Raw genomic sequence first — 16,366 nt, forward strand, 5'->3', positions numbered from 1 at the left:
TGGTCAAGGCGCAGGCGGTGAAGAACGCGGTGATCGTGCCGGTCGGCGCCAAGGGCGGATTCGTCGTCAAGCGGCCGCCCGAACTCACCGGGGACGCCACGGTCGACCGGGAGGCCACCCGAGCCGAAGGCGTGGCGTGCTACCAGCTGTTCATCTCCGGGCTGCTCGACGTCACCGACAACGTCGACAAGGCCACCGGCGAGGTCATCACCCCGCCCGATGTGGTGCGCCGGGACGGCGAGGACGCCTACCTGGTGGTGGCGGCCGACAAGGGGACCGCGACTTTCTCCGACCTCGCCAACGAGGTCGCCAAGTCCTACGGCTTCTGGCTGGGTGACGCATTCGCCTCCGGCGGCTCGATCGGCTACGACCACAAGGCGATGGGCATCACCGCCAAGGGCGCATGGGAATCGGTGCGACGGCACTTCCGCGAGATGGGCGTCGACACCCAGAGCCAGGACTTCGCCGTGGTCGGCGTGGGTGATATGAGCGGCGACGTGTTCGGCAACGGCATGTTGCTGTCCAAGCACATCCGGCTGATCGCCGCCTTCGACCACCGGCACATCTTCATCGACCCCGACCCCGACGCGGCCGCATCGTGGGAGGAACGCAAGCGCCTGTTCGACCTGCCGCGCTCCAGCTGGGCGGATTACAACTCGGCGCTGATCAGCAAGGGCGGCGGGGTGTACAGCCGTCAGCAGAAGTCGATCCCGGTCAGTCCCCAGGTGCGGGCCGTGCTCGGCCTCGATCCCGGCACCGAGGAAGTCGCACCGCCCGCGCTGATGAAGGCGATCCTCAAGGCGCCCGTCGACCTGCTCTGGAACGGTGGCATCGGTACCTATGTCAAGGCCGAGACCGAGGCCGACGCCGAGGTCGGCGACCGGGCCAACGACCAGATCCGGGTGTGCGGAAATCAGGTGCGGGCCAAGGTCATCGGTGAGGGTGGCAACCTGGGCGTCACCCCGTTGGGCCGGATCGAGTTCGATCTGGCCGGCGGGCGGATCAACACCGACGCGATGGACAACTCGGCGGGCGTCGACTGTTCCGATCACGAGGTCAACATCAAGATCCTGATCGACTCGCTGGTCACCGCGGGCAAGGTGACCCCGGGCGAACGCACCGAGTTGCTGCTGTCGATGACCGACGAGGTCGGGGAACTGGTGCTGGCCGACAACAAGGATCAGAACGACCTGATGGGCACCAGCCGGGCCAATGCACCCAGCATGCTCTCGGTGCACTCCCGGATGATCAAGGACCTGGTCGACAATCGGGGACTGAACCGGGAACTTGAGGCACTGCCCTCCGCCAAGGAGATCCGGCGCCGGTCGGATGCCGGAATCGGGCTGACCTCACCGGAACTCGCCACGCTGATGGCCCATGTCAAGCTGGCCCTCAAAGACGATGTGATGGGTGGTGACCTGCCCGATCAGGAGGTGTTCGCCGCCAGGTTGCCGCAGTACTTCCCGGCCAAGCTGCGTGAGGAATTCGGTACCGAGATCCGGTCGCACCAACTGCGCCGGGAGATCATCACCACGATGCTGATCAACGACCTGGTCGACACCAGCGGGATCAGCTACGCCTACCGCATCACCGAGGACGTCGGCGTCGGTCCGGTCGACGCCGTGCGCAGCTTCGTCGCGACCAACGCCATCTTCGGGATCGGCGATGTGTGGCGGCGGATCCGCGCGGCCGGCGACGCGGGGGCGTCGACCGCGGTCACCGACCGGATGACGCTGGACCTGCGCCGGCTGGTGGACCGGGCCGGGCGCTGGCTGCTCAACTACCGTCCCCAGCCGCTCGCGGTGGGCGCCGAGATCAACCGGTTCGGTGCCCAGGTGGCGATGCTGACCCCGAAGATGTCGGAATGGCTGCGCGGTGACGACAAGGCGATCGTGGCGAAGGAGTCAGGGGAGTTCGCCGCCCAGGGGGTCCCCGAGGATCTGGCCTACACGGTGGCGACCGGCCTCTATAAGTACAGCCTGCTCGACGTCATCGACATCGCCGATATCGTGGATCGCGATCCGGTCGAGGTCGCCGACACCTACTTCGCGCTGATGGACCACTTTGGGGTCGACGGCCTGCTCACCGCGATATCCCGGCTGGGTCGCGACGACCGTTGGCATTCGTTGGCACGGTTGGCGATTCGTGACGATATCTACGGATCGCTGCGCGCCCTGTGCTTCGATGTGCTCGGCGTGGGGGAGCCGGAGGAGACCGGCGAGGAGAAGATCGCCGAGTGGGAGATGACCAACAGCTCCCGGGTGACCCGGGCCCGCCGCACGCTGACCGAGATCTATCAGGACGGTGAGCAGGATCTGGCGACCCTGTCGGTCGCGGCACGCCAACTCCGCACCATGACCCGCACGAGTGGAACGGGAACAACCGGGTGATTCAGACTTTCACCACGCCGGTGCACGTGCGCTGGTCGGATATCGACATGTACCAGCACATCAACCACGCCACCATGGTGACGATCCTCGAGGAAGCCCGGATACCGTTCCTGCGTGAACCGTTCGGCGCCGAGATCACCACCGTCGGGCTGCTCATCGCCGATGTCAAGATCACCTACAAAGGTCAACTGCGGCTGGTGGATTCGCCGTTGCAAGTGACCATGTGGTCGGAGCGGGTGCGCAGCGTCGACTTCACCATCGGCTACGAGGTGCGGTCGGTGAACGCCGCGCCCGATTCGAAGCCGTCGGTGCTCGGCGAAACCCAGCTGGCCGCGGTGCACATCGAAGAACAGCGCCTGCAACGCCTTTCCGCCGAACAGCGGGCGTATCTGCAGCGCTATCTGCGATGACAGCCCCGGAGCGCGGCCTGTGGGTGGAGGACCCGGACGACCGCGCGGACCTCGCGACATTCGTCGAGCGCGCCCTGCGGCTGGACGATGCGGCCGTGGTCCGGTTGCGGGAACGGGTCGATCCCGGCGGGTCGGGTAGCCAAGTTGTGGCGTGGGTGGCAACGGGATTCGACGTTCTGGCCGGCCGGGCGGTGTCGGGCCGGGTCCGTCCGGCCGATCTGTCGGCCGGGGCCGATGTGCTGGCGGCCGGGCTGTCCGCGGCAGGGACCGGCCATATCGACACCGGATTCCCGATGGATTCGGCGTGGCGCGGCGGCCTGCCGCCGGAGCGTGGATTCGTCCATCTCGACGACGTGCCGGCCCGGGTCATGCTCGACCTGGCGGAGCAGGGCTGGGCGCTGGCCAAGGAGCACAGCAGCGCCCACGGTCCGCCCGCGTCGTTGCTCGATCAGGAGGTGGTCGCGGTCAGCACGGCCGATATGTCGGTCGGTGTCCCGATGCGGTGTGTATTCGCTTTGACCGCAATGGGTTTCTTGCCACAGTCCGGGGGTGAGGTGACGGCGGACGAGATCGTCCGGGTACGTGCCAACGCCGCCTGGTTGCGGATCGACGCCCGGTTCGGTTCGGTGTACCGCCACCGCGCCGACCAGACGTTGATCCTGGGCTGATTTCTCACCGCGAGCAGACACAAACCTGCCTATTTTCCCGCCGGAATGGGCAGTTTTGTGTCTGCTCGCGGGGGAACGTGCGGTGGGAAATCAGACCAGCCAGGCGGCGGTGTCCGGCGGCAGCATGCCGTCGGCGAGCGGCCCGCTGGACAGCAGGACCTCCCCGGCGGGCAGCGGCAGGGGGTCGGCCCCGGTGTTGAATGCGCACACCAGCCCGCCCGGCCGCTGGAACACCGACTCGCCAAGCCACTCGATCCGGTCACCGTCGAATTCCGAACGGCTGGACCGTAATCGCAGCGCCCGGCGGTAGAACTCCAGCGTCGAATCGGGGTCGGCGAGTTGCTGCTGCACCGTCAGGGAAGCCCATCCGTCCGGCATCGGCAGCCAGGTGTCGGCGGTGCTGGAGAACCCGAACGGCGGTGCGGCACCCGACCAGGGCATCGGCACCCGGCAGCCGTCGCGCCCGCGTTCGGTGCGACCGGAGCGCTCCCACACCGGGTCCTGCAGCGCCTCGTCGGGCAGGTCGACATTGGGCAGGCCCAATTCCTCACCGTTGTAGACGAATACCGCCCCGGGCAGCGCGAACATCACCAGTGCCATGGCCCGCCCCCGCGCCAGCCCGAGCGGGCCGCCCCCGTAGCGGGTGACCTCGCGTTCGACGTCATGGTTGGACAGGGTCCAGGTCGGGGTCGCGCCCGCGATCGCGGCGGCGGCCATCGCGTTGTCGATGGCGTCGCGGATGTCGGTGGCCTCGAAATCGGCCTGCACCAGCCGGAAGTTGAAGCCCAGATGCAGTTCGTCGGGTCGCAGGTAGCGGGCGAAACGTTCGTTGCCGTGCACCCACACCTCGCCGACGGCCACCGCGCCCGGGTAGTCGTCGAGCGCCGTACGGATGAACCGGTGGATGTCGTGCACGCTCTCGTTGTCGAAGCGCGGATCGTCGTCGCTGTTGCGCAGCAATGCGGTGTCGGTGGCCGACATATCGGGCAGGTCGGGGGGTTTGGCCATGCCGTGGGCCACATCAATCCGAAACCCGTCGACCCCGCGGTCCAGCCAGAACCGCAGCGTCTTCTCCAGGTCCTCGAACACCTCGGGGTTGTCCCAGTTCAGATCGGGCTGGGCCGGATCGAACAGATGCAGGTACCACTGGCCGGGGGAGCCGTCGGGCTCGGTGATGCGCGTCCAGGCCGGCCCGCCGAACACCGACACCCAGTTGTTGGGCGGCACCGCACCGCCGGGCCCCCGGCCGTCGCGGAAGATGTAGCGGTCCCGGCGCCGCGGATTGGCCAGCGCCTCGACGAACCAGGGGTGCGCCGAGCTGGTGTGGTTGGGCACCAGATCCATCGTGACCCGGATGCCGCGCGCATGGGCCGCGTCCAGGAGCTGGTCGAGCGCGTCGAGCCCGCCGAACAGGGGGTCGACATCGCGTGGGTCGGCGACGTCGTATCCGTGGTCGGCCATCGGCGACACCATCACCGGGTTGAGCCACAACGCGTCGACACCGAGCGCCGCCAGATGGTCGAGCCCGGCGCGCACGCCCGCCAGATCACCGACTCCGTCGCCGTCGCTGTCGCGGAACGAGCGCGGGTAGACCTGGTAGAAAACCGCCTGCGACCACCATTCGGCCATCTCAGAACGCCGAGTTGACCATCGAATCGGCGGCCATCTCCAGATAGCTCAGCAGTGCCTTGCGGTGCTCGTCGTCCAGCGTCGCGGCATCGACCGAGGCCACCGCGATGTGCATGCAGCGCAGCCAGGCGTCGCGTTCGAGGAAGCCGATCCGGAACGGGGCGTGGCGCATCCGCAACCGCGGGTGGCCGCGCTGATCGGAGTACGTCCTCGGACCACCCCAGTACTGCTCGAGGAACATCCGCAGTCGCTGTTCGGCTCCGTCGAGATCGTCCTCGGGATACAGCGGACGCAGGATCTCGTCCTCGCGCACCAGTTGGTAGAACCGCGACACGATGGCGTGGAACGTGTCGTGGCCACCGACTTCGTCGTAGAAAGAGCGTTGTGCGGCCGTCACACCCCCATTGTGGCCGATGGACGGTCGGCGGCCGCCGCGGGCGGTCCCGTCACCTGGTGTTCATTGGACTGACCTGCGAACACACAAAGAATTATCGTGCGATCCGGGTGGATCCGTGGTGGACTGTGTCCTCGGAGGCTCTATGGCGCACAGCAGAAAAAGCCACTCACGACGGACCGGTCACGCATCCGGCCCATCGGGACCACACGCGCCGAATCGGCCACTCCACAGTGTCGAGAACCTGGCGACCAGCAGTCCGGAGGCCTCGTTATGGGGCAGGCGCCGGGTCCTGCTGCTCAACTCGACCTACGAGCCGCTGACCGCGCTGCCGCTGCGGCGGGCGGTGATCATGCTGATGTGTGGAAAGGCCGACGTCGTGCACGACGACCCGGCCGGACCGCTGATCCATTCGGCCACCAGGACCATCGTGGTGCCCTCGGTGATCCGGCTGCGCACCTTCGTGCGGGTGCCCTACCGGGCCCGCATCCCGATGACCCGGGCCGCGCTGATGCACCGCGACCGGTTCCGCTGCGCGTACTGCGGCGGGCGGGCCGACACCGTCGACCATGTGGTGCCGCGCAGCCGGGGCGGTGAGCATTCCTGGGAGAACTGCGTCGCGGCCTGTGCGGCGTGCAATCACCGCAAGGCCGACCGGATGCTGGCCGAACTCGGCTGGACCCTGCGGGCGGTGCCGATGCCGCCGAAAGGGCAGCATTGGCGGTTGCTGTCGACGATCAAAGACCTCGACCCGGCCTGGGCCCGCTATCTGGGTGAGGGCGCGGCGTGACGCACGTTCCACTGTCGGCGCGCGGGGACAGCGCGGCTGATACGGTTTGCGCGTGAGCACAGCACTTACCCATTCCCTCCTCGGAGGGGTTCCGCTGTTGTTGTTCGTGGCCCTGTCGTTGATCTACCTGACCCGCAAGGGCCCGCATCCGGACACCTACAAGATGTCCGACCCGTGGACCCATGAGCCGATCCTGTGGGCCGCCGAGGAGCCGCAGGGTCACGGCCACGGCGGGCACGATTCACACGGAGTCACGATCGGAGGCGGCGCAAGTGGCAAGTGGTGAAATCGCGACCGTCGCTCCCGGCGAGGTCGCCGAGCTGCCCTACGGCTACGCGCTGACGTCCAGTGGCCGGATCTCCGGTGTCACCGAGCCCGGTGAGCTATCGGTGCACTACCCCTTCCCGGCGATGGATCTCGTGGTCCTCGACAACGCGCTGAAATACGGCTCGCGCGCGGCGAAGGCCCGCTTCGCGGTCTACATCGGCGGCCTGGGCGAGGACACCGCCGCGACCGCGCGGGAGATCCTGGCCAAGGTGCCCACGCCCGACAACGCGGTGCTGCTCGCGGTCTCGCCCGATCAGCATGCGATCGAGGTGGTCTACGGCGCCGACGTCAAGGGCCGCGGCATCGAGGAGGCCGCACCGCTCGGTGTGTCCGCGGCTGCCGCGTCCTTCAAGCAGGGCAATCTGATCGACGGTCTGGTCAGCGCCGTGCGGGTGCTGTCCGCCGCCGTCTCACCCGCCTAGCTTTCCCCCTTTCGCCTTGCACTGCGAGCGTGCGGGTCTGCTGGTCAACACGCCGCTGAACAGCAGCATTCTGCGCACGCTCGCCGAGTGTGAGCGCTACGACGCGGTCAGGCTCGCGCGGATGTCCACATAACGCGTCAGGAACGTGCGCTCATCGAGGCGCTTGCGGCGCAGCCATCCGGTGACCTCGTCATTGCATTTGCTGGCGTTGCACGACGCGCAGGCAGGCACGACGTTGTCGACCGTGTAGCGGCCTCCGCGCGAAATCGCCATGACGCAGTCCCGCTGGAACGGGCCCTCGGTCGTGCTGCAGTAGGCGCAGCCACCCCATGCCGCTTGGATGGCTTCCCATTGCTCGTCGGTGAGGTCGTTGACGACGCGGTCGAGCCGGCGTTTCCGTTTGCGCGCATACCGTGCGCTGCGAGTTCGACTGACCGCCACCGCATCAGCGTAGAAGCTTGGCGAGCGACCGCGTTAGTACGGCAATTACGGCGTGTTGCGGGACAAACACGGTCGCTCGCGGCGCCTAAGGTGCCTAGGAGGGGGTGCCGCCGCCGTCGATGCGGCTCAGCAACCGCTCCGTCGCACCCTGCATGTGTCGCTCCATCGCGGCGCGCGCCTCGTTGACGTCCCGGCGTTCGATGGCCTCGAGGATGGGCGGGTGCTCGGCATAGGCGACGCTCGTGGTCTGCGATGCCGCGATGTTGTGGCCGATCCAGGCGAACACCAGGGCCCGGATCCGTTCGAGCATGCTGGCCAGCACCGAATTCCCGGAGGCCTGCGCGATGCGCAGGTGAAACTCGACGTCGGCCTCGGCAAAGCGTTGCGGCTCCTCGATGCTGGCGCTGCGCATGGAGGCCAGCAACTCGTGTAGCGCGCGGACGTCGTCCTCGCTGCGGTGCTGGGCGGCGAGCCCGGCGACCAGGACCTCCAGGTGACCCCGGGCATGGATCAGGTCGACCGTGCGCTGTTCGCCGAGGGCGACGCCCCATTCCAGGATGCGCGAGAAGATGCCCGGCTCGGTGCCGCGGAAGTAGGTGCCCGCGCCCTGGCGAATCTCGAGCAGGCCCAGGAAATCGAGGGCTTTGATCGCCTCGCGGATGACCGTTCGCCCGACGCCGAGCGTCTCGACCAGTTGGCGTTCGGACGGGAGCCGCTGCCCGGGCTTGATCTCCCCGGACAGCAGCAGATAGTCGAGCAGTCGGCGGACGATCTCCGCCGACACCGGTTCGCGGGGAGCAAGCTCCACCCTGGTCAGGCCACTCACGCTGGCAACAGTAGCAGCTGGATCGAGAATTGGTCGACTGGTCGACCGGTTGACAAATCGCTGTGACGCAGCTTACGTTTCCGACGCGAATTCCGATCGCCGGACGACGCGTCAGGCACTCGTCCACCGCTGCCCTGAGGAGCACCCATGCCGGTTTCCACGCCCTGGCCGGACCTGTCCCATCGGACCGCTCGGACCTCCCGATGGCGGTTGCTGCTCGTGGGTGCCGTCCTGGCCCTGTCCACCGCCCTGGTGGCCACCGCCTGCGGCGGTGGCGCCAGTGAACGGCCCGCGGTGGTCGCCGACAGCGAGCTGCCCGCCGCGGCGAAGGACGAGGGCAAGGTGGTCTGGTACTCGTCGTTGCCCGAGCAGTACTCCAAGGTCATCGCGGATGCGTTCACCGAGAAATACGGCGTGACCGTGGACCTGTTCGTGACCGGGTCCCTGGGCCTGCAGAACAAGATCGCCGAGGAGCTCAAGGCTGGCAAGCTGGCGGCCGACGTGTTCCACTCCTCCTACCCGCCCAGCTTCGTGCAGATGAAGGAGCAGGGGCTGCTGGCGACCTACGACTCGCCCGAGTACAAGGCGTATCCGGCGGAGTACGTCGACCCGGACAAGACCTACGGCACCTTCCGCGCGACCGCCGTGGTGATCGCCTACAACCCGGCCGCGCTGGACGGCAGGCCGGTGCCGACCGGCTGGCAGGATCTCACCAACCCGGTGTATCGGGGCATGGTCGCGGCGGCCGACCCCAAATACGGTGGCACCCAACTCATCGCCGATCACCTGCTGGTCCAGAAGTACGGTGACGAGTTCCTGCGCCAGGTGGGCGCCCAGCAGCCTCAGCTGGTCGACTCCCAGAGTGCCGAGGCCAACCTGATCATCACCGGTGAGCGCGCCATCGGCATGGACATGAACGACTACGAGGCGTGGGCGTCGAAGTACAACAAGAAAGCCCCGATCGAGTACGTGTATCCCAAGGACCACGTCACGGTGGTCCCGGGATATCTGGGGATCCTCGGCGAGGCGCCACACCCCAACGCGGCCCGGTTGCTGCAGAATTACCTGCTCTCCGCCGAAGCCCAGCAACTGGTCCAGGACAAGGTCGGTGCCTACTCGACGCGCACCGACGCCAAGCCGATCACCGGACGCCCGGCCTTCTCCAGTCTTCCCGTGACCCAGGCGAACTGGCAGGAGCTCGGCAAGGACACGGCCGAGATCCAGGACACCCTGAGCGGCCTGATGCACGGCTCCTGACCGATTCGGCGACGAGGATTTCGACGAGGGTAAGGAGAACGCCGTGGGGGTCAGCACCCAACCGCGTCCGCAGGCTCAGCTCACCCCGCCCGTGGCTGCGATCGGTGTCGCGGGACCGGCCGGGACCCGCTGGGCGTCCTGGCTGAGCACCGCCGGTCGGTACGCCCTGATCGCGGTCCTGCTGCTGCTGGTGGGTTATCCGCTGGTGTGGCTGTTGATCCGGGGCTTGCAGGGCCCGGACGGTTCGCCTGCGATCGCCGCGTTCTTCGAGACCTTCACCAGACCCGAGGTGCACGAGGCGCTGGTGAACAGCCTGAAGGTGAACGTGGCGGCCACCCTTCTGGCCGCCGCCATCGGCAGCTTTCTGGCCTGGGCGCTGTCGCGCACCGATGTTCCCGGTCGCGCCGTGCTCGACAAGCTCGTGGTGGTGCCGTTCATCACCATGACACTGGTCGGCAGTTTCGCCTGGGTCGTCCTGGCCGCGCCGCGCACCGGGCTGCTCAACGTGACGGTGTTCAATCATGTTGGCGTCACGCTGAACATCTATTCGACGCCGGGCCAGATCTTCGTCATGACGGTCTACTTCATGCCGTTCGTGTACCTGCTCGCGTCCCGGGCCCTGCGCCGGGTGGATCCCGCGCTGGAGGACGCCGCCGTCATCTGCGGCAGGCCCAGGTGGTCGGCGTCGCTGCGGGTGATGCTCCCGCTGGTGGCGCCCGCGATCCTGGCCGCGCTGATCCTGACCTTCGCCATGACGATGGAGGAGTTCGGTGTCTTCGCGATCCTGTCGGCGCCGCAGGGCGACTATGTGCTCACCACCCTGATCTGGCGGTATATGAACACCTTTCCCGCCGACTACACCAGCGCAAGCGCGCTGGCCTGCCTGCTGCTCGCGCTGACCGGACTGGTGGTGCTGCTGCAGCGGCGCATCATGGGCTCGCGGCGCAGCTTCGTGGTGATCGGTGGTCGCGAATACCGGCCCGGCGGAATCGAATTGCGCGGCGCGGGCAAGGTCGGGCTGACCGTTTTGTGTTGGGGGTACGTCGCGGTGAGTGTGGTGCTGCCGGCCCTGGGACTGCTCACGGTCAGCATGTACTCGGTCTACACCGCCACCCTGACCACCAGCGGGCTCGGCCTGAACAACTGGCGGCGGCTGGCCCAGGACGGGTCGGTGCTCGAGGCGGCGCGCAACAGTGCCGTCCTCTCGCTCGGAGCCGCTCTGGTCGCCCTGGCCCTGACCACGGTCGCGGCGTACCTGATCCATCGCCGGGCCACCCGCGGCAAGGGCCTGATCATGTTCCTCACAACGGTTCCCGTCGCGGTGCCGGGCGTCGTACTGGCGGTCGGCATCTTCCAGGCCTACATCCACCCGCCGCTGGTGCTGTACGGGACGATCTGGATCCTGTTCGTCGCCTACGTCACCCGGCACCTGCCGTACGGAATGCGGGCGGTCGAGGCGAGTTTGGAGCAGCTGCACGAAGACCTCGAACACAGTGCGGCCATTGCAGGGGCCGGTGGTTTCCGGGTGCTGCGGACCATCGTGCTGCCGCTGCTGGCGCCGGGGATGGTGGCGGGCTTCACGATCATGTTCATCGCCATGTTCCGCGAGCTGAGTTCGTCGGTGCTGCTGTACTCCAGCGGCAACGTGGTCAACTCCGTGCTGATGCTGGAGATGTACGGGCAGGGCAACAACGGCGAACTCGCCGCGCTGGCACTCACCCTCACCGTGCTGACCATCGCCTTCCTGGCCCTGGTCCAACGGCTCACGCACGTCAACCTCACCCATCGCAGCTGATGGCGCACCCACCCGAAGGACTCCGCTGATGCCAGGACTGACGCTGTCCCATATCTCCAAGACCTACGGCGAGGTGACCGCCGTCGCCGACGTCGAACTCGCCGTCGCCGACGGCGAATTCGTCTCGCTGCTGGGTCCGAGTGGCTGCGGCAAGAGCACCACGTTGCGGATGGTGGCCGGTTTCGACGCCCCGACCACCGGCTCCATCCACATCGGTGACCGGCTGGTCTCATCGGGGGACGACGGCATCAGCGTGCCGTCCAACCACCGCGACATCGGCCTGGTATTCCAGTCGTATGCGTTGTGGCCCCATATGACGGTGGGCCGCAACGTCGGATACGGGCTACGCACCCGCAAGGTCGGCAAGGACCGGCTCACCGCGAACGTGCGCGAAGCCCTCGATCTGGTGCACATGGCCGACTACATCGACCGCTACCCGGCCGAACTGTCCGGAGGTCAGCAGCAGCGGGTGGCCCTGGCCCGCGCGGTGGCCTACAACCCGTCACTGCTGCTGCTCGACGAGCCGCTGTCCAATCTGGACGCCAAGCTGCGCGAGCGCATGCGCCTCGACATCTGTGAACTGCAGCAGAAACTCGGCCTCACCGCCCTCTACGTCACCCACGATCAGGCCGAGGCGATGAGCATGTCGGACCGCATCGCGCTGATGTCCGACGGGGTGCTGCACCAGGTCGGTGCGCCGGAGGAGGTCTACGCCAATCCCCGCACACCGTTCGTCGCCCGCTTCATCGGCACCAGCAACCTGATGGACTGCCGGGCGCTGGACACCGTATCACCCGGCAGCACAGTGCATGTCGAGATGCCCGACGGCACCACCCTGGCGGGCCGGGCGACCACCGACGTCGTGCGCGACGCGGATGTCGTGGCCTGCCTGCGCGCCGAGAACATCCGGCTGTGCGCCGACGAGCCCGCGGCCGATGCGCCGGCGCAGTCCCATCGCGGAACCGTGGCCAAGGCGGCCTTCTTCGGTGACACCCGGGAGTATCTCGTCGAGGCGTTCGGAACGTCGCTGCAGGTGCGCACGTCGGTCGGGCAGGCGCTGCGACCCGGCGACAAGCCGTGGTTGGGTGTTGAGGCCGACGACCTTATCGTGATCGGGTCACCGTGAGCCGGCCCGCAGGCGCCCGATCGGCGGTGACCGGCCTGGTCGACTTCCACGTGCACGCCGGGCCGGATGTCCGCCCCCGCCTGATGACCTGGCGCAGGCTCGCCGAGGACGCCCGCAACGTGGGACTGGCCGGTTTCGTGGCGAAGTCGCACCACGTGGTGACCGTGGACGTCGCCGCGCTGATGCAGGAGGTGGTGCCGGAAATCCGGGTGTGGGGCGGGGTCGCGCTGAACCGTTCGGTCGGTGGGATCAACCCGCACGTGGTCGCCGCGGCCCTGGCCATGGGTGGACGCATCGTCTGGCTGCCCACCCATGACGCCGTCGACGGTCCCTCGGGTCCGCCCCTGCCCGTGCTGACCGACCGGGGCGCGTTGCGCGACGAGGTTGTCGAGGTCATCGATCAGGTGATCGCGGCGGACGCGGTGTTGTGCACCGGACACCTCGGGCAGCGCGAAGTGCTCGCGGTCGCCGAGTACGCCCGCCGCCGGGAGGGCAAGGTGGTGGTCACCCATCCCGAGCACCGGGTGAACCACATCGAGGTGGCCGCGCAGAAGGAGCTGAGCGCATCCGGGGTGGCGCTGGAGCGTCTGGTTTCGCGGGCGCACAGCGTCACCGACCTCGCCGGGACCGCGGCCCGGATCCGCGAAGTCGGCTGCGAATCATCGATTTTGGGCAGCGATCTCGGCCAGCCCGACCAGCCGCACCCACTCGACGGATTCGCCGACCTGGTCACCGGGCTCGGCGCACATGGGTTCAGTGTGGCCGAGATCCGCCACATGGCACGGGAACTGCCGTTGTCGATGCTCGGGGAGATAGGTCCCGCGGCGGTGCCGCGGTGACCGAACGGATGCGGGTGGGGCTGGTCGGTGCGGGGTTCGTCGCGCCGATGCACGTGCGCGGGTGGCGGTCGGCAGGCGCCGACGTCGTCGGGTTGGTCAGCGCCGACGGCGATACCCGCGAACGCGCCGATGCACTGGGCGTGGGGGAGGTGTTCGGCACCGTCACCGAGATGCTGGACTCCGGCGCCGTCGACGTGGTGGACATCGCCTCGCCGCCCGCGACACACCGGAGTTACGTCGAGGCGGCGCTCACCCGGGGGCTGCCGGTCATGTGCCAGAAACCCCTCGCAGGCGATCTCGACGAGGCGCGCCGCATCGTGTGCGCGGCGGCCGCCACGAGCATCCCGGTCATGGTGCACGAGAACTGGCGCTACCGGTCCTGGTACCGCGCCCTGCGCGCCGCGCTGGGCGAACTCGGGGACGTGCACTGGGCCCGGTTGGCCACCCGGTTCGCCGGCACGGTCACCACCGGCCGTCACCCGGACGTGCCGTACAGCCTTGGCCGGCAACCGTTCTTCGCCGATGCGCGGCGGCTGCTGATCCTGGAATCGGTCATCCATCAGATCGATGTCGCGCGGTTCCTGTTCGGCGAGCCGACGGAGGTGTACGCGCGTCTGCACCGGGTCAGCCCACAGATCCGCGGGGAGGACTGCGCCCTGGTCGTGCTCGGGTACCCGCGACGCACCGTCGTCCTCGAACGCAGCTACGCGGCCAAGGGTTATCCGGATCCGCCGGCCGGCTCAGAAGACGTCGCCGTCGAAGGAAACCGGGGCTCGGCGTTCATCGACCGGAGCGGGCGGCTGACCGTGGTCGTCGACGGGCCCGCCGGGACCGAATCCCGCATCGCCCACGAGCCGGCCGGGAGCGCCTACCAGGACAGCTACGCCGCCGCGATCGCCGCATTCGTCGCGTCGCTGCGCGGCGAGGGCCGGATCGAGACGACCCCCGCCGACAACCTGCGCACCCTGGGGCTGGTGTTCGCGGCCTACCACTCCGCGCAGGCCGGTCAGGCCGTCCGCGGCGAACAGCTTGATGCGTTTGTCTCGCTTGAGAATACGAACAAGGAGGTCCGATGACCCGAGCGGGTAGGACGGGCTGGCCGGTGGCATACACGATCTCCTCACCGGAGTGCCGCGAGATACCCGACCTCGCCTACCGGGCCGAGTTGCCGGCCGCCCTCGACGGATTGGCCGAATTGGGCTACGACGGCGTGGAGATCCAGGTTCGCGATGCCGACGCGGCCGCCTCGGCCGGCGTCATCGAGCAGGTACGCGGGCGCGGGCTGGGCATCGCCGCCCTGGCCACCGGCCCGGTGTCGGGCGATGACGGGCTCACCTTCACCACCCTCGACGCGGGAGCGCGGTCGCGGGCCAGGCAGCGGGTGCGGGGCATCGTCGACCTGGCCGTCGCCACCGGTGTGCCCGTCACGCTGGGCCGTACCAAAGGCGAGATGAACGCCGGTAGCGAAGCCCTGCAACGTGATTGGGCCCGGGAAGCGATCGCCGAACTGGGTGCGCGGGCGGCCGAGGGCGGGCAGGAGATCCTCGTCGAGCCCCAGAGTGGTGGTTTCCTGCCGACGGTCGGTGCGGCGAAGGAGTTCCTCGGCCTGGAATCGCGGCCGATGGCGGGGGTGGGCCTGGTGTTCGACTTGTGGCACGCCTGCAACGAGGAGCAGAGCGTCGCCGGCGCCGCGACCGACGCGCGGGAGCTGCTGCGCCACGTGCAGCTCGCCGACTCGCACCGCGGTCCGCTGGGCGAGGGCGGCTACGACGTCGCCGGCTTCCTGGCGCTGTTGCGGCGGCTGGAGTACCGGGGCTGGTTGACCCTGGAGCACCACCAGGGCGCCGACAGCAGGGCGGCGGCCGCGACCTCACTGGCCGCACTACGAACCATGGGAGGAACTCGCTGAGATGCCCACAATCGCTGTCGTACCCGGCGACGGGATCGGCCCCGAGATCACCGACGCCGCGCTCACCGTGTTGCGGGCGGCCGGGCCGGGCCTCGACTACGTCTTCGCCGAGGCGGGCGCCGCGGCCGTGCGGTCGTGCGGCGATCCGCTGCCGGAGCCGACGTTGGAGATACTGCGGGGCGCCGACGCGGTGCTCAAGGCGCCGCTGGTGGCGCCCAAGGGCACCGGCCGGATCACCAAACGGCGCGATGGCCGCGATGTGGTGTACCCGAGCGTCAACAACGCCCTGCGCAGGGAACTCGAACTCTTCGTCAACGTCCGGCCGGTACGGGCATTCCCCGGCGTCGCGGCCCGCGCCCCGGAGATCGACGTGGTGATCATGCGCGAGATCACCGAGGGGCTCTACGCCGGGATCGAGCACCGCATCGGCGATCTGGCGGCCGAGGCCGTCAAACTCGTCACGGATGCGGCCACCCGCAGGCTCGCCCGCTACAGCTTCGCCTGGGCCCGCGCGAAGTCGCGCCGCCGAGTCACGCTCGGGCACAAGGCGAACGTCCTCAATCTCGCCGACGGGCTGATGCTGGCCGCCACCACGGCCGTGGCCGAGGAGAACCCGGACGTTCCGTTCGACGACATGATGGTCGATGCGGTGGGGTTGTGCCTGGCCAAATCCCCTGAGCTGCTTGATGTCATCATCCTCGACAACCAGTACGGGGACATCCTGTCCGATGTCTGCGGCGGCCTCGCCGGTGGGATAGGGCTGGCTCCCGGCGCGAACATCGGCGGCGACCATGCCATGTTCGAGGCCGCGCACGGGGCGGCCCCCGACATCGCGGGCACGGGGCAGGCGAATCCGATCGGCCTGATCCTGTCCGCGGCCATGCTGCTCGACCACCTCGGCCTGGCGTCCGCGGCCGCGACCGTCGAGCGGGCGGTCGCCGATGTGCTTGTCGACGAGCGTCTGCGCCCACCGGATCTGGGCGGCGCGGCGACGACCGGGGCGGTCGGTGACGCGGTCGCCGCCCGCGTCACCGACCTGATGTCACGCGCGGGTCAGGGAACGCACGCCTTGTTGGAATGGCTTTGCGCACTACATATTCGGGCGAACGCACACGGAAATCCGCGAGCCTTGTCGGATGAGGA

General features: G+C 68.5%; 17 protein-coding genes. 13 read left to right on the forward strand and 4 right to left on the reverse strand.

The window, feature by feature from the left end; genetic code table 11:
* The 3 genes from ACWDTP_RS30480 to ACWDTP_RS30490 all read left to right on the forward strand — a co-directional run.
* On the forward strand, positions 1–2,390 hold a 2,390-nt coding region (locus ACWDTP_RS30480; RefSeq protein ID WP_450026843.1), incomplete at its 5' end, for an NAD-glutamate dehydrogenase domain-containing protein.
* Positions 2,387–2,800: an acyl-CoA thioesterase gene (locus tag ACWDTP_RS30485; protein WP_450026845.1), complete on the forward strand. Its 414-nt coding sequence runs from the start codon at positions 2,387–2,389 to the stop codon at positions 2,798–2,800. The genes ACWDTP_RS30480 and ACWDTP_RS30485, both read left to right, overlap by 4 nt.
* The gene (locus ACWDTP_RS30490) at positions 2,797–3,468 is read left to right on the forward strand and encodes a hypothetical protein (RefSeq protein ID WP_450026847.1); all 672 of its coding nucleotides are present in this window, start codon (positions 2,797–2,799) and stop codon (positions 3,466–3,468) included. The genes ACWDTP_RS30485 and ACWDTP_RS30490 overlap by 4 nt, the downstream gene beginning before the upstream one ends.
* A gap of 90 nt (positions 3,469–3,558) precedes the next feature.
* Here ACWDTP_RS30490 and ACWDTP_RS30495 read toward each other — a convergent pair whose 3' ends face one another.
* Positions 3,559–5,097: a glycoside hydrolase family 13 protein gene (locus ACWDTP_RS30495; protein WP_450026849.1), complete on the reverse strand. Its 1,539-nt coding sequence runs from the start codon at positions 5,095–5,097 to the stop codon at positions 3,559–3,561.
* A 1-nt stretch (position 5,098) separates the two neighbouring features.
* Complete coding sequence (locus ACWDTP_RS30500) at positions 5,099–5,494, reverse strand: globin (RefSeq protein WP_450026851.1); 396 nt, start codon at positions 5,492–5,494, stop codon at positions 5,099–5,101.
* Positions 5,495–5,636: 142 nt separating this feature from the next.
* Between ACWDTP_RS30500 and ACWDTP_RS30505 the strand changes: the two genes are divergently transcribed.
* From ACWDTP_RS30505 to ACWDTP_RS30515, 3 genes are read left to right on the forward strand one after another with little or no spacing between them, the layout of a single operon-like run.
* Positions 5,637–6,281 (forward strand): HNH endonuclease, encoded by a 645-nt coding sequence (locus ACWDTP_RS30505; RefSeq protein ID WP_450026853.1) that lies wholly within the window; start codon positions 5,637–5,639, stop codon positions 6,279–6,281.
* Positions 6,282–6,333: 52 nt separating this feature from the next.
* On the forward strand, positions 6,334–6,567 hold the full coding sequence (gene ctaJ, locus ACWDTP_RS30510) for an aa3-type cytochrome oxidase subunit CtaJ (RefSeq protein ID WP_450026855.1): 234 nt from the start codon (positions 6,334–6,336) through the stop codon (positions 6,565–6,567).
* Positions 6,554–7,030 (forward strand): DUF5130 domain-containing protein, encoded by a 477-nt coding sequence (locus tag ACWDTP_RS30515; protein ID WP_450026857.1) that lies wholly within the window; start codon positions 6,554–6,556, stop codon positions 7,028–7,030. Before ctaJ ends, ACWDTP_RS30515 begins: the two co-directional genes overlap by 14 nt.
* Positions 7,031–7,126: 96 nt before the next feature.
* Here the strand turns inward: ACWDTP_RS30515 and ACWDTP_RS30520 are convergent, their stop codons facing one another.
* Positions 7,127–7,471 carry an HNH endonuclease gene (locus ACWDTP_RS30520; RefSeq protein ID WP_450026859.1) on the reverse strand — a complete coding sequence of 115 codons (345 nt, stop codon included), beginning with the start codon at positions 7,469–7,471 and terminating at the stop codon, positions 7,127–7,129.
* A 94-nt stretch (positions 7,472–7,565) separates the two neighbouring features.
* Entirely contained in the window at positions 7,566–8,297 is a 732-nt protein-coding gene (locus tag ACWDTP_RS30525) for a FadR/GntR family transcriptional regulator (RefSeq protein ID WP_450026861.1), read from the reverse strand.
* A gap of 147 nt (positions 8,298–8,444) precedes the next feature.
* Here ACWDTP_RS30525 and ACWDTP_RS30530 point away from each other — a divergent pair, with 147 nt between their 5' ends.
* The 7 genes from ACWDTP_RS30530 to ACWDTP_RS30560 form a co-directional block, all read left to right on the forward strand.
* On the forward strand, positions 8,445–9,554 hold the full coding sequence (locus ACWDTP_RS30530) for an ABC transporter substrate-binding protein (protein ID WP_450026863.1): 1,110 nt from the start codon (positions 8,445–8,447) through the stop codon (positions 9,552–9,554).
* A 43-nt stretch (positions 9,555–9,597) separates the two neighbouring features.
* Entirely contained in the window at positions 9,598–11,349 is a 1,752-nt protein-coding gene (locus tag ACWDTP_RS30535) for an ABC transporter permease (protein ID WP_450026865.1), read from the forward strand.
* Positions 11,350–11,377: 28 nt separating this feature from the next.
* Positions 11,378–12,475, forward strand: a complete 1,098-nt coding sequence (locus tag ACWDTP_RS30540) for an ABC transporter ATP-binding protein (RefSeq protein ID WP_450026867.1) — start codon at positions 11,378–11,380, stop codon at positions 12,473–12,475.
* A complete protein-coding gene (locus tag ACWDTP_RS30545; RefSeq protein WP_450026869.1) occupies positions 12,472–13,314 on the forward strand; it encodes a DUF6282 family protein in 843 nt (280 codons plus the stop codon). Before ACWDTP_RS30540 ends, ACWDTP_RS30545 begins: the two co-directional genes overlap by 4 nt.
* The gene (locus ACWDTP_RS30550) at positions 13,311–14,390 is read left to right on the forward strand and encodes a Gfo/Idh/MocA family protein (protein ID WP_450026871.1); all 1,080 of its coding nucleotides are present in this window, start codon (positions 13,311–13,313) and stop codon (positions 14,388–14,390) included. The genes ACWDTP_RS30545 and ACWDTP_RS30550 overlap by 4 nt, the downstream gene beginning before the upstream one ends.
* Positions 14,387–15,223: a sugar phosphate isomerase/epimerase family protein gene (locus ACWDTP_RS30555; RefSeq protein WP_450026873.1), complete on the forward strand. Its 837-nt coding sequence runs from the start codon at positions 14,387–14,389 to the stop codon at positions 15,221–15,223. The genes ACWDTP_RS30550 and ACWDTP_RS30555 overlap by 4 nt, the downstream gene beginning before the upstream one ends.
* 1 nt (position 15,224) lies before the next feature.
* Positions 15,225–16,366, forward strand: a 1,142-nt coding sequence (locus ACWDTP_RS30560) for an isocitrate/isopropylmalate dehydrogenase family protein (protein ID WP_450026875.1), incomplete at its 3' end; no start/stop codon positions are given.

The organism is Mycobacterium sp. NPDC003449, assembly GCF_053588415.1.